Raw genomic sequence first — 20,468 nt, 5'->3', positions numbered from 1 at the left:
GTATATCCCTTTCGCTACCGGCGACCGGCAGACGCGCCTAAAGGGAAGGATGCATTTGTAAAATACCTCTTCGTTTGGGAATGACTGGTGAAAAAACAGGGTGAAAAATGTAAGGCTGATCGCAAGGATACCCGCACTAAGGGATCTGCCCGCTACTGCAGCCCGTGCTTTGCCTTCATCTCCTGCCACACGGGATCACTCATCAGAATGCCAAGCCCGTGATCGATTGTTGCCTGCAGGCGGGTATCGTTGTTCCGGATCGCCACCGCGTACGTGTCCTCGTCCATGGTATTCCCGATGACAACTAACGGTTTTCCATGGATGGCGCGGGCCTGCGTCGGGGCCTGGACAAGGGTGGCATCAACGGTGCCGTTCACGAGAGCCCCCGTCATGCTGGAGATATCCTTGTACAGGGAGAGGTTTGCCTCCGGCAGCCTGCCGGTTTCGATGAGGTTCACTTCAACCCACTCCTGCTCGGTCGATCCCGCCTGGGCACCGATCCGGATCTTCCCCGTGTTGAAATCCTCCATCGTGAACCCGGATCCCTCGCGGACAGCAATGCTCCGGGTCACGCGGTAGTACGGAACCGAGAAGTTCACCCAGGCGCTCCGTTCGGGGGAGACCGTCATGCCCGACCAGATCATATCGACCTTTCCGCTCTCAAGGGAAGAAATTGCGCTGTCCCAGGGAATTGCCACGAAGGTCACATCGAAGCCTTCGATCTCCGCAACGCGGCGGGCGGTATCGATATCAAAGCCGGAGAAGTTCCCGGTACTGTCCTGCGATGAAAACGGCGGGAAGTCTGCATCGACACCAATGACATACTGCGGACGGGGTTCCTGCGGGATGGGTGTAGTCGTGACCGGTGCCGTGCTGTTCAGGGCAGAGGTGCATCCGGCAGCCGCAATGCATCCGATAACAAGGAAAACGACGAGGGGGATAATGACCTTCATGTACTGAAAAACGCAGGCCGGAAATTTATGCATTTGGTACCGGAAAAAGTGACGATGAATAGCACTTTTGATGAGCCGGGCCAAGAGGGCTATGGCGGCTTTAGTTTTTCGCCTTTTTGTCTTTCTCACGGTAGCCTTCGAGCAGCACGGTCATGATATTTTTGACCGGCTTGTCGGTGTTGCCGGCAATGTGGAACTCGCAGAACGGGCAGGACGTGATGACGATCTCCGCCCCGGTCTTTCTGATCTCCTCGCCCCGCTTCTTCCCGAGTGCCGCAGCCTCGTCCGGGTTCCCGGACCTTACGCCGCCACCGGAACCGCAGCAGATGGCTGGCATCTCCACGAGCTCCACGACCTGCCGGATCAGCTGCCGGGGTTCGTCCTTCACACCCTGCCCCCGCATCAGGTGGCAGGGGTCGTGATAGGTCGCTTTAATGGGAAGTTTTACCGGGGCCTCGATGCCGTACTTAGTAAGGAGCTCGTTGATGTCGATGACCGTAAAGGGTGTCTCGTAGTCGTGCTTGAGCGTGCTGCCGCAACCGGCACACATAGTGAGGACGGTGTCGATCTTCCGTGACGTGAATGTCTCAATGTTCCGCCGTTTCAGCTCATCGATGTACGTGAGCTGCCCGGTCCGGATGAGTGGCGAGCCGCAGCAGACCTGCTCTTTCGGGATGATGACCCGGATGCCATTTCTCTTCAGCACTTCCATTGCGTCGAGAGCGGACTGCTGCTGCCGGAGGTTGTACACACAGCCGATGAAGAGCCCGACCGTTGCCTTCACGGGGCCGACCGGCTCGATAACACCGGGCACCTTCTCCAGGAACGATTCCGAAGTCCGGGGAATGCTCCTGCCGGTCTCCTGCACCATGGCTGCCACTTCCTTGTGCCGGGGCAGGGTGAACCCGCGCCGGTTTGCGTGGGCCCGGAGTTTCTCGATGGCCTTGGCCGGTGTCTGGATCTCCTTCGGGCAGACTCTCCAGCAGGCCTGGCAGGTAGTGCACGTGAAGAGCCCGTCCCGGACCGCATCGGAGATACGGTCGCCGCTGTCACGGGGATCGAGCACGAGCCGCATCTGCTGGCGCATGGCGGTCGGGCCAATAAATTTTGTCACATCGACCGCCGGGCAGACCGAGACGCAGCAGAGGCACTCGATACAGTCTTTCAAGGGCTTCATCGCATCGATGTCGGCCTTCTTCGGCATCACGGCATCTTTCTTCGGGATGAGCGAAGCGATCTGTTCGAGCCGGGGGATGAGGTCAGTCACGAGATCCTTCTTCACATCAAGGTTCAGCGGCTCGACCTTCATGTTGTCCTTTGCTTCCTCCATGCAGGCAAGCACCGGTTCGCCGTTTACCCGTACGGCGCACGAGCCGCACTGGCCCGAGGCGCAGGAGTAGCGGTACGAGAGCGTGGGGTCGATGGAGTCGTGAATCGCGTGCAGCACGTTGAGGACGCGTGCGCCGTCGTTCACTTTCACCCGGTAGGTCACGTACCGGGGCTCCTTGTCCGTCTCCGGGTCGAACCGGCGCACCGTGACCGTCAGCTCCTTCATGTTTTCACCTCGTGGGTCTCGATTCCTTCGCGGGTGACCGAGACGAACGTGTGGCCGAACGGCGAGTGTTCTGCGTCATGGGTTGCCGCGACATCGGTCCGGACATGGGCCCCGCGAGATTCCGTGCGGAGCAGGGCGGACCGGCAGATGAGCGAAGCGGTCAGGCACATGTTCTGGACAATGCAGCACTCGGCAAGGTTCCTGGCCGACGCAGCCTTCAGGTTCATGGTCTGGAGGTGACGGATCGTGTGCAGCGTCTCTTCGAGCGTGATCGCGGTCCGGAAGATCCCGGCCCCTTCCCACATCGCGAGCTGGAGCTTTGTCCGGACCTGCACCGGGTTCGTGCTGCCCGAGAGAAATGCATCGAGCCGCTTCCGGCAGGCGTCCACCTGCCGCTCGTCCACACTCTTCTTCCGCACCGGGGCCTTCCCGGCCGCCTCACCGGCCCGCTTGCCGAAGACCTGCGTCTCGGCAAGGGCATTGCCGCCAAGCCGGTTGGCGCCGTGCACTCCCCCGGAGACCTCGCCGCAGGCAAAGAGGCCGGCGAGGGTTGTCCGGCACTCGGGCGTGATCCGGAGGCCGCCCATGATGTGGTGGGCCGTCGGGGCCACTTCCATCGGGGTTGTCCGGATGTCTACGCCGAATTTGAGGAATTGTTCAAGCATCACGGGGAGGCGGGTCTCAATCTGCTCGCGGGAGAGGTGCGTGACGTCGAGGTACACCCCGCCGTTCTTCGTGCCCCGGCCTTTCTGGATCTCGGTTGCGATGGCACGGGCCACCACGTCGCGGGTGGAGAGTTCCATCCGTGCCGGGTCGTAGGCCTTCATGAACCGCTCGCCGTTTGCGTTCTTCAGGACCCCTCCCTCGCCCCGGACCGCCTCGGTCACGAGCCGGCCCCGGGCATCGTAGGGAATGATTGCGCCAGTCGGGTGGAACTGGACCATCTCCATGTCGATCAGTTCCGCGCCGGCCCGGTACCCCATCGCGTACCCGTCGCCCGTGCCGCTCGACGAATTGGTCGAGATGTCGTACACCCGCGTCCCGCCGCCCGTTGCAAGGATGGTGCTGTCCGCTTTCATGACAACAATGTCGCCCTTCTCGTCCAGCGCCAGTGCCCCGATGACCGAATCCCCGTCTTTCAACAGGTCGATGACCGTGTACTCCTGCAGGACCGTGACATTCTTTGCGTGCTCCATCACGTATAAGAGCCGGTCTGTGAGCGTCATCATCATCTCGTGGCCGGTCCGGTCGCCCGCATAGCAGGTCCGGGGGAACCGCTGGCCCCCGAACGGCCGCTGGGCAACCTCGTCGTTCTCGGTGAAGTCGAAGACCGCTCCCCACTTCACGAGGTCGCCCATCCTCAGGGGAGCTTCTTTCGTGAGAATATCCACGAGCCCGTGTTCGTTTAAGAACGCCCCACCCTTCATCGTGTCTTCATAATGGCCCCCGCAGGTGTCCACGTCCCGGAGCACCGCGTTGTACCCGCCCTCCGCCATTGTGGTGCACCCTCCCTTGCCCACGATGGTCTTCGAGATGAGCACCGTCTCCCCGTACTGCGATGCCTCGATTGCAGCACGGACTCCCGCACCCCCGCTGCCAATCACCAGAACGTGGCAGTCTGTGACCTCATCTGCACGCATCTTATTACAGAGTGGATCGTATAGTTAGATAAATAAATAGCAAATGGCACGAGTGAGCAAGAGCATGAAACTCTTAATGAAATTCGGCGGGACATCCGTTGCCGATGCACAATGCATCGGAGAGGTTGTCGATATTTTAGCAAAACACCACAAAGCGGGAGACGAACTTGCCGTGGTCGTATCGGCCCAGCGTGGCGTGACCGACCAGCTCATCGAGGTCGCAACCGCCCTCCCGACGGCAAAGGACAACAGCGCTATTGCCCCGCTGATCCAGTCGCTGTCAAAGCGCCATATCACAACGCTCGAGGGTGCAGCACCCGACCATGTCGCGGAGGTCGGGGCTGCGATGGAGGAGAACCTCATCCGGCTCGAGAATATCCTGAATGCGATCTACAACCTGCGGGAACTCACTCCCCGCTCGAAGGACTACATCATCTCGTTCGGCGAACGGCTCCTCGCCCCCATCCTCTCCGCTGCAATAAAACAGCGGGGCATCCCCTCCTCGGTGATGGACGGCTGCGAGGCCGGCATCCTCACCACACCCCAGCATGGCGAGTCCACCTCCCTCCCGGAGAGCGACGAGCGGATCAAGCGCCGGATCGGCCCGCTGCTCGGGAAGGAGATCCCGGTGATCATGGGCTTCATGGGCTGCACCCGGGAAGGGATCCTGACCACGCTCGGCCGGAGCGGCTCGGACTATTCCGCATCGATTGTCGGTGCCGGCATTGATGCGGATGAGATCTGGATCTGGACCGATGTAGACGGGATCATGACCTGCGACCCCCGCGTGATCAACGATGCCCGGGTCATGCCCTCGCTCTCGTACCTCGAGGTCATGGAGCTCTCGTACTTCGGCGCAAAGGTCATGCACCCCCGCTCGATCGAGCCGGCGATGCGGAAGGGCATTCTCGTGCGGGTTAAGAACACCTTCAACCCATCCCACGCCGGCACGGTCATTGTCCGGACCGGCAAGCGGGACCACCGCGTAGTGAAGGCCCTGACGTATATCGAGAAGGTTGCCGCCATCAACATCTGCGGCGCCCAGATGATTGGGCGGCCCGGTGTTGCGAAGGCGATCTTTTCCATCCTTGCCGACAACGAGGTGAACGTGATGATGATCTCGCAGGGATCGAGCGAGGCGAACATCTCGCTCATCGTGGACGAGACGCATGTCTCTGCAGCCGTGAAGGCCCTTTCAGAGCTGGCAAAGGAAGGGGTGGTACGGCAGGTCTCCCACAATCACGATGTCTGTGCGGTGGCCGTTGTCGGGGCAGGCATGGCTGGGGCGCCTGGAACCGGCGGCAGGATCTTCACGGCCCTTGGCAAGGCAGGTGTCAACGTGATGATGATCTCGCAGGGGTCGAGCGAGGCGAACATCTCCTTTGTTGTGAGCCAGAGCGACGGCCCCCGGGCGGTCCGGGTGCTCCATGATGAGTTCCGGCTCTCGGAGGCGAGCGATGAGTAAGACTGTGATAAAGAAGCCTGCGGCAAAGAAGATAACCGTTAAGAAGATGACAGGAAAAAAACCGGCCGCGAAGAAAACGCCGGCGAAATCCGTTCCGGCAAAGAGTGCCTATGCACAGGCCGGTGTGGACATCGATCTCGAGGCAACAGCGATCAAAGCCCTCATTAAAAACCTGAAGTACCGGCGGAAGGGTAAATACACGATGATGGGGGCTGTCGGCCACTTCGCCGGCCTCATCGACTTCGGCCCGCTCGCCCTGGCCCTGACAACGGATGGCGTGGGCACCAAGATGCTTGTCGCCGACCAGCAGGAGGACTGGACAACAGTCGGTATCGACTGCATCGCGATGAACGTGAACGATCTCTACGTGATGAACATGGAGCCGGTCTCGTTCGTGGACTACATCGCGACCGACAAGCTCTCGATGGAGAAGATGGCCCAGATCGGGAAGGGTTTGAATGAGGGCGCAAAGCAGGCGAACATCGATATCGTAGGTGGAGAGACTGCGTCGCTCCGCGGGCTTGTCCACGGCCTCGACCTTGCCGGTGCCTGCCTCGGCGTCCAGGACAAGAAGAAGATCATCACGGGCGAGAAGATCCGGCCCGGAAACAAGATTGTTGGCGTTCCCTCGACCGGCATCCACAGCAACGGCCTCTCGCTCTCCCGCCGCGTTGTTGAAAAGTACGGGAGCTACGATGAGAAGCTGAAGAACAAAAAGACGCTCGGAGCCGAGCTCCTCACCCCGACCCGGATCTACAGCGAAGTGCTGAAGGTGACCGCGAAGTGCACCGTGCACGGGATGTGTCACGTGACCGGTGGCGGCCTCCTGAACTTCAAGCGGCTTTCGAAATACGGCTTCGTCTTCGACAACCCGATCAAGCCTCCCGAGGTCTTCGACTGGATCCAGAAGAAGGGTGATATTGCGGACGAGGAGATGTACCGGACCTTCAATATGGGCATGGGCTATGCGTACGTGGTGCCGGAGAAGAGCGTTGCGTGCATCACGAAGATGGTAAAAGGGGCGAAGGTTGTTGGGGAAGTCGTGAAGGAACCGGGGGCGTGGCTCGGGGAGATGGAGATAACGTAACAACCTCATCAACCTAAAATTTTTTCTCCGTTCGGATTGGACACAGCACGATTACACCCTCCGCTGGATCGCAATGCATTCATACGAGAAACAAGAGAAGAGTTCCCTGGTGGTGGAATTTTTCCCGGTCAAGGACACCGATATGGATGCAATCCTTGAGATTTATAACCACTATATCCTGAATTCGACCGCGACCTTTCACAGCGAGAAACTGTCCAGAACCGATCTGGAAGAATTTCTTTTCCTCTCGCACCTAAAATATCCCGCATTCCTGATTACGGAAAAAGGCGAGATGATCGGGTATTGTTTTCTTACGCAGTACAAAAAGCGGCAGGCATACGACCGGTCGGCCGAACTGAGCATCTACCTGAAACCGGGATTCACCGGCAAGGGGATCGGTCTTTCTGCCCTCGACCATCTTGAAGCAGCTGCAAAAGAGGCCGGCATTCATGTACTGGTCGGAACCATCTGCGGGGAGAACCAGGCAAGCATCCGGCTGATGGAGAAAGCCGGCTTCTCGAAGTGTGCACACCTGAAGAATATCGGTGAAAAGTTCGGGAAGGTCCTCGATGTCGTGATGTACCAGAAAGAGATTTGAAGTCACCGGGAAAATTATTGCGGGACTTTCCCCGCCGATGCCTCATCTGCCACGACCCCGGCCGCGATCACCATCGCCGGAATCACGAGATACCGCAGCCCAATCTGCCCGGCATAATCCGGCAGCGCCATTCCCAGCAGTCCGACAAGCACGATGAGGTCGAGCACCCAGTTCGCAAGCAGCCAGACAATGCCGGTCACGATCGCTTCGTGCGTAAAATTACTCTCGACCGGCCGGAAGCACCAGACGATCAGGATCGCGGCCGTGATCGATCCGACCACGATCATGATCGACTTGAAGAGCTGCGGATCAATCAGCAGGCCGCTCGGCCCGTAGAACGGGATGGCGCAGACAAACGGGACGAGCCAGGTCAGGAAGGCGCCGACCAGACGGCAGCGCCAGATTGAGGTGAGGGGGAAGGACATGGGGGAGACTCCTTTGCGTGATTGTTTTGTTTGCCGGGCGATGAGGATTGATGATTTGATCCGGATGTCAGAAATTTTTTTCAACTTCTCTAAATCAGAAAAATTAAAAAAATTTTGAAAAATTTTTGCGATTAGGATCGTGAAAAAAAATCCGATCAATCGTTAAGGGAAACTTTCTGAAGATCTTCCGGAGGTTTGACGCTCTTGGGGGTGATGAGGGTCATCAGACCCGAAGCAGGAGAATGCCGCGAGTGTTCTGACTCGCGGCAGGAGAAGGTCAACAACCTTCACCTGAGCCGAAGGCTCTTCGACTCTCTGCTTCGAAGAACTCTTGCGAGTTCTTCTCATCCTCCTGGTTTTCGAACTAGTCGGAGGCACAAGGGAGGGCAACTCCCTCGTCGGCAGACTCGATCCGGACACCCCATTCTCTCCAAAACGACATCCCTCAGCCTGTCCGGACCTGACTTTCGCGGCTGTCTTAGCGCTATTTGCGTCTCTTTTTTTACGACGTAAAAACGGGAAAAATGAGGGACTTAGTTCTGTATTTTCGCGATTTAGTCCTGCTTTTTGGGGTACTTAGTCCTAAAGGGTCTTGTCGGGTCAGAATTCTCCGACGTGCGACAGGTCATAAGACCTGAAGCAGGAGAAGAATTCCCCAATGGGAATTCTTCGACAGATAACCCTCTGTCTGGTATCCGAGGAGGATCCCTCATCCAGGGACAGACCATAGTCTACGACGGAGGCTTCCCAAGGGTCTCCTTGTTGACCTTCCCGGTAGCGGTTTCGTATCCGGATTGTTCCACCCATCTGTCCTGGCATTAGGTTCCGGTTTTTTGTTCTTGGCCAGCTCCCCGCTCTGCGGGATTTCTTCCAGGCCATCATCGGTCAGCCGGAAGAAACGATACGTTCCGTACTTGTTGTAGACCCAGAGTTCTTTCTGGATCTGCAGCGATTGCGGGAATAACCGGAGCTCGGCAATGATCTAGCGGTACTCGTGCTCGATCTCGTTGACCGGCGCCACGATCTTTTCAATGCGAATAAGCCGGATAAAAGCCACGTGCGTTACGGGCCGGATAAAAAAATCGCAGACGCTGTCGGAAGAGTACGTTACTCTCATCATGCAGCCGCGTTTCTTTGCGATGGGGATGGCGTTGTCGATGCCGATTGTTGATGGGCGGCCGCGTTTCATGGCTAAGGCCTCTGCGGTTTGTGTTTTTTATTAATGGTCGGGCTAGTAGATGTTGAGGTATTGTTATTGTCCATTGATGGTGGCTCCTATGATGATGGCTCTTTGCCTCTGTTGTGTTCTGGATATAATGGCGTGAATTTGCGCTTGTTCCGAAAATTTAAAAGATTTCTCGGGAAATTTCCATCGCCAATTTATTATATAATAATACTTTATATTTTTGACATGGATGAATGGTTGCAGCAGAAGGGGAAATCAGATCTCTGAAAATGTTTTATCGCATAAAAATTTTTCAAAAATGGTTCTATTGCGGTAGCGGTTGATCCACTGCTCAAACGATTGGTGTTGCACGAAGGTTTCTAAATTCACATGTCACTCATAGATAGTGGTTGGTGATAGAAGGATAGACATATATTGCGCAAATCGGTATTTTCCTCTTTATTTAAGTGAGAGAATCAAAAATAAAATAAATCCGTGAGTGTATTTTCCAATTAATTGGAATTCTAAGGCGAATCCGATAATTTTTTAAAAATATTTATATATCATTGCTACAGAGTGGTTATTGTTTAAATCAACACTCAGCAAACTAAAAAGTCATATTTAAATCTTTGAAATGCAAACATATTGAACCCGCCATATTGAGCTCGCCAAAAATGATGAGATGAGGAATGCCCGGTCTTATATCTTTGTTTTCACCATATGCCAAATTAGGCAATATATACCGAGTGGAACATCATAACAAGCATGGTGTAAGTTTACCGCGGCTATTGCGACGCTCATGGATTGTTGACACTCCTAAAAGCAAACGTGATAAAAAAATAATTTTTATTGTGGGTGAGTGTTCGTTAGTTCAGAATATTCAAGAAGCCATTTATAATGGATATAGTGTTGAAATAATCACTGGCCCCAAATTACGAAATGTGGCCACAAAAGAGAAATTAAAGCAATTGAAGATAGATTATCCGGATAAACTTACACTAATGGTCGCAGAAGAACGGCCCGAAAAACACTTCTGTATAATCAATGGTAATATTCTTTACGAAGATCCTCATTCCGATGTAGATAACTATGGGTGTGCAACAGCTGTTGAAAATGCAGAAAAAGAAAATATTAGTCTCGTCAAAAAATATTTTGAAGAATATAAGAACAAGAGACGTATTAAAATCATTGCCACACCTGAAGAAATAGGTCAGTTAAATACAATAGAATAAAATCGAGTGGTTTTGGTATAAATGATAATTTTTGATCCTAGCACCCCAGTTATTGTCGGCGGTATCGCAGGAATGACGCTATCGATGACTGGTGTAAAAAGTATGTTTGATTTAGGCAGACACGAATTTTCAATAAAAAATAATCTTGGTGATCCCACTCTTTTTACAACAGACTCTAAAGCAGCATGGACAAAAGTTATATATAATACATTATTTTTGGTAATTTGCTTTTTTATTTCCGAAATTTGTATTCTTGTGTACTTTCTTGTCGGAGATGGCCAGTCTTTGTTGGTTTCACTTGGATATTTTGCATTGATGATTACATTGGGATTAATGATAGTAATTTATTGTATGACGGTTTGGGATTTCCAAAATCCCCCAAAAAAATTGGAGACATTAAATTCTATCACAGAGTATCCTGAACCTCAAGCTCCCATGGGAAGGGCTCAACCATAAAACTAGCAAAACTAAAACAATGAGTTTGTTTTTCATGAGTTTGTTTTTCACTTGCCACCCCAATTATCGTCTCCCTGTAAGATTGATCAGGATGCTTGCCGTTTGTGATGAATTGCAATAAAAAAGATTCAGAAATCAAAAAATAACAGTTTTCCTGTATTAGGAATTATTCCTCTTCCGGTTCGTACTTTTCCTTCACGACCCTCTCGCTCTCAATTCCACTGTTCCCACTTGGATCTTCAACAATCAGCGTAATCGGGTACAGTCCGGCCTTCACCCTTGCAATGTCAGCTAAAAGCTCCGCAGCGTTTTCTTTCTCCACATCGGTTCCCCATTTCAGAGCACCCTTGACAACCTGCTCGATCCGGTCGAGCACCCCTTCCACGTTCGAGACAAATCCTTGGCACTGGGGGCCGGGGTCGATGCGGACGCCGAGCTCGGGGATCTCGATGCTGGCGCTCATGCTCCGGACAACGCGGGCCGCGAGGTCGTCCTCCTTCTCAACGGGGAGTGTGTACCGCGCCGGTTCGCCATGCTTTAAGAGCTGGGTGTCCACGAACTTGTACCCGCAGGACGGGCAGATGGCGGAGATGATGAGGATATCGGAAAAATAGGGAATATTCTCTGTCTTGTAGAGATAGTCGATTTCAGTATTGCAGCTTGGACACGGTCCCGGGACTTTCGTCTCCACGCGATTATCCACCGATCTTGTCGCGGGAGATCTTGACCGACATGGGCGTTAAGACAACATAGCGCTGGTCGCCGAGGCCGATGATGTCCCCGTTGACGTCCTTTGCGACTTCCTTCAAGTCCTTTAAGACACGCTCGTACGAGATCTTGTCCATCTTGAGCCGGGAAATATCAACGATCACGATGTTGCCGGAGTAGACCTCGTCCTTGACACGGGGCGTGTCCTTGAGGTCGCTGATCGTTGCAATCTTCACAAGAAGGGCCGGACCGCCGCCGTGTTCCTCGTACGAGGCAAGGTCCAGTTCCATGTATTCGTCGTCCGCGTGGGAGGCGCTCTTTCCAAGGAGGGTGTCTATGATCTTAACCATAAAAAAACTTAATGAAGAAAATTATTTAATAGTATCTATTCAGAGCCCGCCGGTAAGGGATTTTTCCTAAAAAAAAGGGCAAATCGGCCGTTTTTCCGCATGCCCGCCGGATCCGGTTCCGGCTCATATTTCCATGTTCCAGATCTCGTCACCGACGTGATGGAACTTTTTTACCATCTTTCCTGCCGTTGCAGCACGCAACCCGGGCGCATCAAAGAGGGCAATTCCGATGGCCAGTGCCTTACCGTGCCGCTCGTCCACGATCTGGACCGGCATCCCGGCAGTTATGTCGTCCGTGCACGAGACGATCCCGGGGCGCATGATGTCGGCGCCGTTCACCACGTACGGGATCGCGCCGGCGTCCACCACGACCCGGCGCTCGGGAAACGGGTACTGCACCGCCCCTTTGAGCGTCGGGAAGACCCACGTTTCCGTGGCCATCAGGACCGGCTTTTTATTCACCATGTAGAGCGAGACATTCGCCGTGGTCTCGAGGACCTCGATCATATCGGCGCTGAACAGCTTTGCCGAGGGACCGATCTGCTCCGATAAGCGGGTGAGCAAATCCTGCGCCTGGCTCTTCCGGATCGAGTGGCGCTTCTTTACGACAATCTTTTTCATCGTTCTGCACATCATTCAGAGCGGAGGCATGAAAAAAATTTGCATCCCGGCCTGTTTTTCACAACTGCAAGGGGACGCTTGTGCAGGAAATTTTATTGCCATGCTGGGATCTACGGTATGTTTAAGTGATCCGCTCGCACACATATATTACTCCAGAGCGATGGTAACAGGGTATTATTATGACCAAAAGGCCGTTGGATATTTTGGATCAGGTGCTGAACCGTCAGCCCGTTATTGTATCTCTCAAAGGCGGGAGAGAAATCCGGGGCGTTCTCCAGGGATATGATGTACATATGAACCTCGTGCTTGATAAGGCCGAGGAAGTGGAGAACGGACAGGTCCAGAAGGTAGGCACGCTCATCGTCCGCGGAGACAACGTGATTTATATCTCTCCATCACTCGAATAAGGTGAAACAAACATGTCAAAAGGCACTCCGTCAATGGGTAAGCGGAACAAGTTCACCCACATCGCCTGCCGGCGCTGCGGGAAGATCTCGTTCCACGCCAACAAGAAAGTCTGCTCTGCCTGCGGATTCGGCAAGAGCACGAAGATCTCGAGCTACAAGTGGGATACGAAGAGACCAAAAGTCCCGACGCATTAATAGGGTTGTACCATGTGTGGAATCGTTGGCATCGTGGATGCTGGCGGTGTCTCAATCCAGCTCTATTATGCCCTGTACGCTCTCCAGCACCGCGGGCAGGAGAGCGCCGGGATCTCCACGTTTGACGGCACCAGCCTCCATAAATTCAAGGGGAGCGGTCTGGTTGCCGATGTCTTCTCTCCTTCTGTTTTGACTGACCTGAAAGGAACGATCGGTATCGGCCATGTGCGGTACCCGACCACGGGCCAGAACCTTCCGGAAAATATCCAGCCATTGAACTTCCGGTTCCAGGAGCATTTCATCTCCATTGCCCACAACGGGAACCTTGTCAATACGAGTGAGCTCCGGGCCGGCTATGAACGCTCAGGCCAGATCTTCATCACCACCACCGACACGGAGATCATCGCAAAGATCCTGATCAACGCGCTCAGCAACTCAGGGTCGGTCGAGGACGCGGTCAGGACCTGCATGCACAAGCTCGTGGGGTCGTACGCCACCCTCATCATGATTGACGGGGTTATGTACGGCTTCCGCGACCCGCTCGGGATCAAGCCCCTGGGCATCGGGAAGACCGAGAACGGATACATGCTTGCCTCCGAGAGTGTTGCCATGGACGCCCTCTCCGCAAAGTTCCTCCGGGACGTGAAGCCCGGCGAGCTAATCCGGATCGATGCAGAGGGGATCCGGTGCATGCAGGTGGCGGTGGCCGGCCGGCGTGCACACTGCGTCTTTGAGTACATCTACTTTGCCCGGGCAGACTCGATCATCGACGGGGTGCTCGTGTACGATGTGCGGCGCAAGATCGGAAAAACGCTGTATGAGGAGGATCCGGTGAAGGCGGACTCGGTCTCCTCGGTCCCGGACTCCGGGACCGCACACGCGATCGGGTATGCCGAGGGCTCGAAGATCCCGTTTGTCGAGTGCCTGATGAAGAACCGGTACATGGGGCGGACCTTCATCATGCCCACACAGAAGGAACGGGAGCGGGCCGTGCGGATGAAACTCAACCCGATCCCGGCGCACCTGAAGGACAAGTCGGTCGTCCTCGTTGACGACAGCATCGTCCGGGGCACGACATCGAAGCGGATAATCGGCATTGTCCGGGATGCCGGTGCACGGGAGATCCACGTGAGGATCGGCTCACCGGCCATCAAGGCCCCCTGTTACCTTGGAACGGATTTCCCCACACGGGAAGAACTCATCGCCCACAACCGGACCGAGGAAGAGGTGCGGAAGAGCATCACTGCAACCACCCTCCACCACATCTCGCTTGAGGGCCTGATTAAGGCGACCGGGTTTGAAGGTGAGAACCTCTGCCTTGGCTGCCTGACCGGCTGCTATCCGCTCCCCATTGAAGGCGAGAATGCACGGCCCAGCCAGGTGGACTTTGTTGATGCAACGTACCAGACCAAGCTCGGGACGTTCGAGGCCTGATCAGTGCCATCCATAGAAATCCAAATATTTTATAGATCCGGCGATAACCTTTAAGGGACAAACCGGTCCTGAGTGATCCATGCCTCCCTCTGCCTCCCGTATCCTCATTGTCGAAGACGACACTATCATCACGCATCTTCTTGCAACCATGCTCCAGAAGAAGGGATACTCGGTGGCAGGCGTCGTCACCACGGGCGAGGAGGCAGTGATCAAATCGGCCGAGCTTGACCCCGATCTCATCATCATGGACGTGGGCCTTGCAGGGAAGATGGATGGCCTTGAGGCAGCGCATTACATCTTCCAGCTCTTCTCCTACCCCATCCTGTTCGTCACCGGCTGCACTGATGAGGGGAAGATCAGCAGGGCAAAGTTCTCCCAGCCATATGGGGTAATCTTCAAGCCGTTCACCCCCATCGAGATCGCGACCAACGTGGATCTTGCGATCTACAACCACAACCAGCGGCCGAAGTCCGCGAGGCAGTATCCCGCGGGAGAACCCGGCAAGATCAAGGAGATGCTCGACGCGGTCATCATGACCGACAAGCGGGGCCGGATCATCTACTTCAACCCGACAGCGCTCTGGTACATGGATATCCCGGCAAAGGACATTTACCTGAAGCACTGGCGCGAGGTCATGATGTTCATCAACGACAAGACCGACGAGCAGCTCAAGGATCCGGTTGCCGAATGCGCAAACCACATGACCGGCGTAGTCCACGAATCCAATACCGCGATGGTGACAACGACATCCAAGCGCCGCAAGGTACGGATCAATGTCCGGCCGCTTCTGGACAACAGAGGGCAGTTCCTTGCCGTCATGGTCTCCATCCGCGAGAAGACGCCGAAACCCGGGATGCCCCAGTAACGTGGGAGAAGGATTCATGCAACACATCCGGCACGCGTTCAACCGTTTTGCGCAGGACTATGACCGGCAGCGGGAGCATATCATCCCGGATCTCCGGGACTTTTACGATACCGCCGTCTGGGCCGCGGAATCGGATTCGGACCTGCCTGCAATCCTCGACATCGGTGCCGGGACCGGCCTCTTCTCTGCGTATCTGCTGGAAAAGTTCCCGGAGGCGCACCTGACACTTATTGACATTGCCGAGAACATGCTGGAGATGGCACGGCAGCGGTTCGCCGGCCGGGAGCACACGGAGTATATTTTGCGCGATTACTCCTCGGGCGATCTCGGCGGGCCGTACGATATTGCCTGCTCGGCGCTCTCGATCCACCATCTTGCTCCGGAAGACAAGCGCCGGCTCTTTGCACGGATCTACACGGCGCTCCGGCCCGGCGGCATGTTTGTCAATGCCGACCAGGCTGACGGTGAGACACCGTACTTCCGGGAGCGGTACCTGGAGTACTGGAACGATTTTTTGAAATCCGGCCCGATGAGTGCAGAGCAGCATGCCGAGATCCTGAGACGCCGGGACACGCTGGACAAGAACGAGAAGCTCTCCGACCAGCTCGCATGGCTGAAGGAAGCCGGATTCTCTGATGTGGACGTGGTGTACCGGAACCGGACATTCATTGTCACCGTTGCCCGGAAAGGCGGGACGCCGTAAGGAACCCATCTCGGGATCCCGTTTTCCGACCGCAGGACTATGTAGTCCCGCGTTGTACCTCTCCTCAGTGATCCTTCATGAGAGTGCCCGCCAGACTCGTCACCGTCATCCTGTTCTCGCTCTGCCTGTTGATCGCCGCTGCTGCCGCGGCCCCGGCCGTTGCCGGGGTTTCATCTGCCGCAGCCGATACATCGGGTACCCCCCCTCAGGATGCTGCGGCATATAGTGCGGAAGCAAAGGAAGCAGTCGCGGAGTCGAACTGGACGCTTGCGCTTACCGTCACGACCCGGGGCCTTGCATGGTACCCGGACAACCCGGACCTCCTCTGCCTCCAGGGCTACACGTACCGGAAGATGGGACAGTACCAGAAGTCTGTTGAGATTGTCTCAAAAGCGATCCCGCTGGACCCAAAGGCAGTCCGGTACGCGAACCGGGGATACGGGTATCTCGCGCTTGAGAATTATTCTGCGGCCCTCAACGATGCGGAGACTGGCATCTCTTTGGATGCAAACTATACGGCAAACTATGGCGTGAAGGCATTGTCCGAAAGTGGCTTGGGGCGAAATACCGAGGCCCTGGCTGCTATTGATGCTGCACTTGCGCAGTCTCCTGAAAACGCCCATTACTGGCACGTAAAGGGCGTGATTCTTTCCGCCATGGGAGACTGTAAAGGTGCAGAGGCAGCACTGGAACACTCGATCGCGCTCGACAGGGAGTACGTGCTTCCCTGGCCGGGCTTTGGCACTGCAGAAGAAAAAATTGCTGCCGTGAAAACAGGCTGCGGTCCCGCTCCTGCCGGGACAATGCCGGCAAAATCCCCGCTGGGATGGATTGCAGTTACCGGTGCTGCCTTTGCAGTCATCGCCTTTGGCTGGAGAAAGTAATCTCCCGCACAATGATTTTTTAAAACAGCCAGTAGCGAGGGATGGATTTGAACCATCGATCTACGGGTTATGAGCCCGTCGGGATATCCTGACTACCCTACCTCGCTTCCTTGTAATCAGGGTTATAATATAGTCAGGCGGCGCTGATATACTTTACTCACTCTCCCGTCCCGGCTTCTCCCGCCATCTCCGCTAGCATTATATCGGCACAACGGTATAGTGAATCCATGGATGACGAGCTTGCCCGTATACGGGAGAAGCGGATGCAGGAGTTGACCGGAAAAATGCAGGACGCAGGCAGGGGCGGAGTACAGAACGTTGATGAGATGCACTTCCAGCAATTCGTGACCACAAACCCGTTTGCGGTCATCGATTTCTGGGCGGAATGGTGCGGACCCTGCCGGAGGATTGCGCCGGTCATGGACGAGCTCTCCATTGAATTTGCAGGCAGGGTCGCTTTTGGCAAATGCAACACCGACGATAACAGGCGGATTGCCATGCAGTTCAACATCGATGCCATCCCGGCGATCATGCTCTTCTCCCGCGGCCAGCTGGTGGACCGGGTTATCGGAGCGTATCCCAAGGATGCGATACGGGAGAAGATCATCCGCAGGTTCGGGCTTGATTAATCCTTTTTTCCGGTGTTCCCTCACGGCGCAGGAAATGAAAAGGTTTACCCAATCCCAGCCCCAACCAATGGGATAATGGGCGAGACGGGGAGTCCTTTATCGAAGATCGTCAAGTCCCTCGGCCTCGTGTTCGGGGATATCGGGACGAGCCCTATCTACACGATGGGTGCGGTCATGCTCTTTATGATCCCGTCCTCGTTCAACATCTTTGGTCTCCTCTCCCTTGTCACCTGGACGCTCCTTATCGTCATCTCGGTCCAGTACATCTGGCTTGCGATGTCTCTTTCCGACAAGGGTGAGGGCGGGACCATCGTTTTGAAAAATATCGTTGATACGCTCCTGCAGCCCGGCATTGCCGCGTCCGTGGTCTCTGTTCTCACCATCATCGGGATTGCCCTCTTCATCGGCGACGGGGTAATCACCCCGGCGATCAGTATCCTCTCGGCGGTCGAGGGGATTACCCTGATACCCGGGTTTGAAGGGATCCCGCAGTTCACGCTCCTCCTCATCGCTGCCGTAATTGCCATCGGGCTCTTCCTCTTCCAGAAACGCGGGACTGATCGCGTTGCCTGGACCTTCGGGCCCATCATGGTGGTCTGGTTCGCTGCCCTTGCCTTCTCCGGGGTAATCTCGATCATCGCTGCCCCGCAGGTGCTCTTTGCCTTAAGCCCGACCTATGCCATCGATTTCATTATCGACAACGGTTGGGCATCGCTGATGGTCATGTCGGCCGTCATCCTCTGTGTCACCGGTGGCGAAGCACTGTACGCAGACATGGGGCACCTGGGCCGGGAACCGATTGTCAAGGGCTGGGCGGTGGTCTTCCCGGCTCTCGTGCTCAGTTATCTCGGGCAGGGGGCGTACGTCATGCAGACGGACAATACCCATAATGTCCTCTTCTCCATGATCAACCACATCAATCCCCTGTTCCTGGTCCCGTTTTTAATCCTCTCCATCTGCGCTACGGTCATTGCCTCGCAGGCGATGATCTCCGGGATGTTCTCGATCATGTACCAGGGAATGATGAAAAAGATCATCCCCAAGATGAAGGTCGAGTACACCTCCCCGGAGCTCCGGTCCCAGATCTACATCGACGCGGTCAACTGGATGCTCCTCTTTGGCGTCCTCCTTGTCATCTTTGAGTTCCAGTCATCGGAGAACCTCTCGGCCGCGTACGGCCTCGCCGTCTCGGGCTCGATGATGATCTCCGCTATCCTGATGACGATCATCTTCTTCAAGCGGGACCAGAAGATAAAGATGCTCATTGCCGGCACCCTGATCGCCCTCGACGCGATCTTCTTCATTTCCACGCTCTTCAAGATCCCCCATGGTGCATACTGGTCGTTCTTCATCGCCACCATCCCGCTCATCGTTATCGTCACGTTCATCCTCGGCCAGGACCGGCTCCACGCGATCCTCCGCCCAGTTCCCATCGAGGAGTTCCTCCCGAAGTACAAGGAGAGCTACGCGAACCTGCACAAGATCCGCGGGACTGCTCTTTATTTCGTCGGGGATGTCCACAGGCTCTCTCCCTACCTCCCCCAGGTCATCTTCAAAAACGAGATTTTGTACGAGAATAATATCCTTGTCTCCATCCAGATCACGGAGAAGCCATTTGGCATTACAACGGATTTTGACACCGCGATCGCTCCCGGCCTCCACATCTTCCGGGTGGAATGCGGGTACATGGAGATCGTGGACGTGGTGAAACTATTGCAGGAGAAGGGGATCGACGAGAAGACGATCTTCTACGGCATCGAGAGCGTGGTCTCCGATACGCTCATCTGGAAGATCTACGGCATCATCAAGAAGAACACCCCGCCGTTTATCCAGTTCTATGCCCTTCCCCCGGAGAAGATCCACGGTGTCGTGACCCGGGTCGTTATGTGACCCGGGTTTTTATCGCATTGGTGTGCCGGGCAGCAGCCTTCCGTGCCGGCCCGACGCTTTTCTGGCATGACACTGCAACATTGATGACGGGACACAGTCAACAGAGTACCCGGTACACCGGATTTGCGCTATGGACATAGGGCTTGTCATTCAGGGGATCATCGTTGGCCTCATCCTTGCCGTACCAGTCGGGCCGTTGTCTCTCATCTGCATCCAGCGGACCCTCTTGTCCGGCAGGCTTCACGGCCTTCTCTCCGGGTTTGGCATTACCGTTGCCGATTCTGTCTATGCGGTCATTGCATTCCTCGGGCTTGCCGCCATCTCCGGATTTATCCTCTCCTTTGAAGTCCCGCTCAGGATCTTTGCCGGGCTGGTCCTCATTGTTGTCGGTGTGAGGATTATCGGGTTTGTTCCTGACCGCAGGCAGGACAAGACCGGCCAGAAGCGGTATTCAAAAGATTTTTTCTCGATGCTCGCCCTTGCCCTGGCAAACCCGATGACGCTGGTCTTTCTCATGGTCACCCTGCCGGGCTATGGTTTTGTCTTTGGCGGGACATCGCTGGTATCCGCAGGCTGGTTTGTCTCCGGTTTCGTTGCCGGTTCGGCGTTATGGTGGATCATCCTGTGCGGGATGGTCGGGTCGCTCCGGGCATGGCTCACGGAAAGGAACCTGACGCTGATCAACCATGCATCCGGTATCTTCATTGCCGGTGTTGGTGCGGTCATGATCCTCGCGCCGGTCCTCGCACTGGCGGGGTTTACCGGCCCGTAACAATGTGCAGTCCAAACCCCGTAAGAATAACTATATTTTCCCAAACGCCAACAATTAAGCACGTACCAGCCGTCTTAACGGGATCAAGGGAGAGATTCCACTGACAGAGAAGAAACCGGCAGCACCCCCCGGCGATGAGATCATCAGGGTCAGGCTGCCCCAGAAACGCAACCGGGAGATGTTCGGCAGTGCCGAGCTCATGATGGGTGCAAATCACATCCGCATCCGCTGCTTTGACGGCGTGACCCGAATGGGAAGGATCAAGGGAAAGATCAAAAAGAAAGTCTGGATCCGGGAAGGCGATATCCTGATTGTCATCCCGTGGAACTTCCAGGACGAGAAATGCGATATCGTGTACCGCTACACCGGCCCGCAGGTGGAGTGGCTACGGCGGAATAATTACCTGTAAACTCGTCTCTCTTGTTTTATTCTTT

23 protein-coding genes and 1 tRNA gene are annotated in these 20,468 nt (G+C 55.4%); 15 read left to right on the top strand and 9 right to left on the bottom strand.

Annotated elements, in window-relative coordinates:
• Nucleotides 1-152 precede the first annotated feature (152 nt).
• The 3 genes from METFOR_RS00310 to tfrA all read right to left on the bottom strand — a co-directional run bounded on the left by METFOR_RS00310 (nucleotide 153) and on the right by tfrA (nucleotide 4,148).
• Entirely contained in the window at nucleotides 153-953 is an 801-nt protein-coding gene (locus METFOR_RS00310) for an ABC transporter substrate-binding protein (RefSeq protein WP_158491332.1), read from the bottom strand.
• Between the two features lie 100 nt (nucleotides 954-1,053).
• Nucleotides 1,054-2,508, bottom strand: coding sequence for a fumarate reductase (CoM/CoB) subunit TfrB (gene tfrB, locus METFOR_RS00305; protein ID WP_015284110.1), 1,455 nt, complete (start codon nucleotides 2,506-2,508; stop codon nucleotides 1,054-1,056).
• Nucleotides 2,505-4,148: a fumarate reductase (CoM/CoB) subunit TfrA gene (gene tfrA, locus METFOR_RS00300; protein WP_015284109.1), complete on the bottom strand. Its 1,644-nt coding sequence runs from the start codon at nucleotides 4,146-4,148 to the stop codon at nucleotides 2,505-2,507. The genes tfrB and tfrA overlap by 4 nt, the downstream gene beginning before the upstream one ends.
• 64 nt (nucleotides 4,149-4,212) lie before the next feature.
• Between tfrA and METFOR_RS00295 the strand changes: the two genes are divergently transcribed.
• The 3 genes from METFOR_RS00295 (at nucleotide 4,213) to METFOR_RS00285 (ending at nucleotide 7,298) form a co-directional block, all read left to right on the top strand.
• Nucleotides 4,213-5,613, top strand: a complete 1,401-nt coding sequence (locus METFOR_RS00295; RefSeq protein WP_015284108.1) for an aspartate kinase — start codon at nucleotides 4,213-4,215, stop codon at nucleotides 5,611-5,613.
• On the top strand, nucleotides 5,606-6,700 hold the full coding sequence (gene purM / locus METFOR_RS00290; RefSeq protein WP_015284107.1) for a phosphoribosylformylglycinamidine cyclo-ligase: 1,095 nt from the start codon (nucleotides 5,606-5,608) through the stop codon (nucleotides 6,698-6,700). The genes METFOR_RS00295 and purM overlap by 8 nt, the downstream gene beginning before the upstream one ends.
• A gap of 73 nt (nucleotides 6,701-6,773) precedes the next feature.
• Nucleotides 6,774-7,298, top strand: coding sequence for a GNAT family N-acetyltransferase (locus METFOR_RS00285; RefSeq protein ID WP_015284106.1), 525 nt, complete (start codon nucleotides 6,774-6,776; stop codon nucleotides 7,296-7,298).
• A 14-nt stretch (nucleotides 7,299-7,312) separates the two neighbouring features.
• Here the strand turns inward: METFOR_RS00285 and METFOR_RS00280 are convergent, their stop codons facing one another.
• Both METFOR_RS00280 and METFOR_RS00275 read right to left on the bottom strand, forming a co-directional pair.
• Complete coding sequence (locus tag METFOR_RS00280) at nucleotides 7,313-7,723, bottom strand: hypothetical protein (protein WP_015284105.1); 411 nt, start codon at nucleotides 7,721-7,723, stop codon at nucleotides 7,313-7,315.
• A gap of 982 nt (nucleotides 7,724-8,705) precedes the next feature.
• Complete coding sequence (locus tag METFOR_RS00275; RefSeq protein WP_015284104.1) at nucleotides 8,706-8,912, bottom strand: hypothetical protein; 207 nt, start codon at nucleotides 8,910-8,912, stop codon at nucleotides 8,706-8,708.
• Nucleotides 8,913-9,577: 665 nt separating this feature from the next.
• On the opposite strand from METFOR_RS00275, the gene METFOR_RS00270 reads away from it, so the two are divergent.
• On the top strand, nucleotides 9,578-10,120 hold the full coding sequence (locus METFOR_RS00270; RefSeq protein ID WP_015284103.1) for a hypothetical protein: 543 nt from the start codon (nucleotides 9,578-9,580) through the stop codon (nucleotides 10,118-10,120).
• Nucleotides 10,121-10,141: 21 nt separating this feature from the next.
• Nucleotides 10,142-10,576 (top strand): hypothetical protein, encoded by a 435-nt coding sequence (locus METFOR_RS00265; protein ID WP_148277550.1) that lies wholly within the window; start codon nucleotides 10,142-10,144, stop codon nucleotides 10,574-10,576.
• A gap of 166 nt (nucleotides 10,577-10,742) precedes the next feature.
• On the opposite strand, the gene METFOR_RS00260 is transcribed toward METFOR_RS00265, so the two are convergent.
• From METFOR_RS00260 to METFOR_RS00250, 3 genes are all read right to left on the bottom strand, one after another.
• On the bottom strand, nucleotides 10,743-11,267 hold the full coding sequence (locus METFOR_RS00260; RefSeq protein ID WP_015284102.1) for a ZPR1 zinc finger domain-containing protein: 525 nt from the start codon (nucleotides 11,265-11,267) through the stop codon (nucleotides 10,743-10,745).
• 4 nt (nucleotides 11,268-11,271) lie between these two features.
• Nucleotides 11,272-11,634: a cell division protein SepF gene (locus METFOR_RS00255; RefSeq protein ID WP_015284101.1), complete on the bottom strand. Its 363-nt coding sequence runs from the start codon at nucleotides 11,632-11,634 to the stop codon at nucleotides 11,272-11,274.
• A gap of 123 nt (nucleotides 11,635-11,757) precedes the next feature.
• Nucleotides 11,758-12,255, bottom strand: coding sequence for an RNA-binding protein (locus tag METFOR_RS00250; protein WP_015284100.1), 498 nt, complete (start codon nucleotides 12,253-12,255; stop codon nucleotides 11,758-11,760).
• Between the two features lie 179 nt (nucleotides 12,256-12,434).
• Here METFOR_RS00250 and METFOR_RS00245 point away from each other — a divergent pair, with 179 nt between their 5' ends.
• The 6 genes from METFOR_RS00245 to METFOR_RS00220 all read left to right on the top strand — a co-directional run bounded on the left by METFOR_RS00245 (nucleotide 12,435) and on the right by METFOR_RS00220 (nucleotide 16,743).
• Nucleotides 12,435-12,662, top strand: coding sequence for an LSM domain-containing protein (locus METFOR_RS00245; protein ID WP_015284099.1), 228 nt, complete (start codon nucleotides 12,435-12,437; stop codon nucleotides 12,660-12,662).
• Between the two features lie 12 nt (nucleotides 12,663-12,674).
• Nucleotides 12,675-12,857 (top strand): 50S ribosomal protein L37e, encoded by a 183-nt coding sequence (locus tag METFOR_RS00240; protein WP_015284098.1) that lies wholly within the window; start codon nucleotides 12,675-12,677, stop codon nucleotides 12,855-12,857.
• A 12-nt stretch (nucleotides 12,858-12,869) separates the two neighbouring features.
• Nucleotides 12,870-14,291, top strand: a complete 1,422-nt coding sequence (gene purF, locus METFOR_RS00235; protein WP_015284097.1) for an amidophosphoribosyltransferase — start codon at nucleotides 12,870-12,872, stop codon at nucleotides 14,289-14,291.
• A 79-nt stretch (nucleotides 14,292-14,370) separates the two neighbouring features.
• Entirely contained in the window at nucleotides 14,371-15,156 is a 786-nt protein-coding gene (locus METFOR_RS00230; RefSeq protein ID WP_015284096.1) for an ATP-binding response regulator, read from the top strand.
• Between the two features lie 16 nt (nucleotides 15,157-15,172).
• Complete coding sequence (locus METFOR_RS00225; RefSeq protein WP_015284095.1) at nucleotides 15,173-15,859, top strand: class I SAM-dependent methyltransferase; 687 nt, start codon at nucleotides 15,173-15,175, stop codon at nucleotides 15,857-15,859.
• A 77-nt stretch (nucleotides 15,860-15,936) separates the two neighbouring features.
• A complete protein-coding gene (locus METFOR_RS00220; RefSeq protein WP_015284094.1) occupies nucleotides 15,937-16,743 on the top strand; it encodes a tetratricopeptide repeat protein in 807 nt (268 codons plus the stop codon).
• Between the two features lie 32 nt (nucleotides 16,744-16,775).
• On the opposite strand, the gene METFOR_RS00215 is transcribed toward METFOR_RS00220, so the two are convergent.
• A tRNA-Met gene (locus METFOR_RS00215) sits at nucleotides 16,776-16,850 on the bottom strand.
• A 120-nt stretch (nucleotides 16,851-16,970) separates the two neighbouring features.
• On the opposite strand from METFOR_RS00215, the gene trxA reads away from it, so the two are divergent.
• The 4 genes from trxA to eif1A all read left to right on the top strand — a co-directional run bounded on the left by trxA (nucleotide 16,971) and on the right by eif1A (nucleotide 20,443).
• Nucleotides 16,971-17,372: a thioredoxin gene (gene trxA, locus METFOR_RS00210; protein WP_015284093.1), complete on the top strand. Its 402-nt coding sequence runs from the start codon at nucleotides 16,971-16,973 to the stop codon at nucleotides 17,370-17,372.
• Nucleotides 17,373-17,447: 75 nt separating this feature from the next.
• Nucleotides 17,448-19,262 (top strand): KUP/HAK/KT family potassium transporter, encoded by a 1,815-nt coding sequence (locus tag METFOR_RS00205; protein WP_015284092.1) that lies wholly within the window; start codon nucleotides 17,448-17,450, stop codon nucleotides 19,260-19,262.
• A gap of 130 nt (nucleotides 19,263-19,392) precedes the next feature.
• Nucleotides 19,393-20,034, top strand: a complete 642-nt coding sequence (locus METFOR_RS00200; protein ID WP_015284091.1) for a LysE family translocator — start codon at nucleotides 19,393-19,395, stop codon at nucleotides 20,032-20,034.
• 82 nt (nucleotides 20,035-20,116) lie between these two features.
• The gene (eif1A, locus tag METFOR_RS00195) at nucleotides 20,117-20,443 is read left to right on the top strand and encodes a translation initiation factor eIF-1A (protein WP_324602941.1); all 327 of its coding nucleotides are present in this window, start codon (nucleotides 20,117-20,119) and stop codon (nucleotides 20,441-20,443) included.
• Nucleotides 20,444-20,468 lie beyond the last annotated feature (25 nt).

Origin of the sequence: Methanoregula formicica SMSP (genome assembly GCF_000327485.1) — an archaeon.
GTDB lineage: Archaea > Halobacteriota > Methanomicrobia > Methanomicrobiales > Methanospirillaceae > Methanoregula > Methanoregula formicica.
The sequence above is the reverse complement of the archived record's forward strand: the minus strand, read 5'-3'. Positions and strand labels throughout refer to the sequence as shown.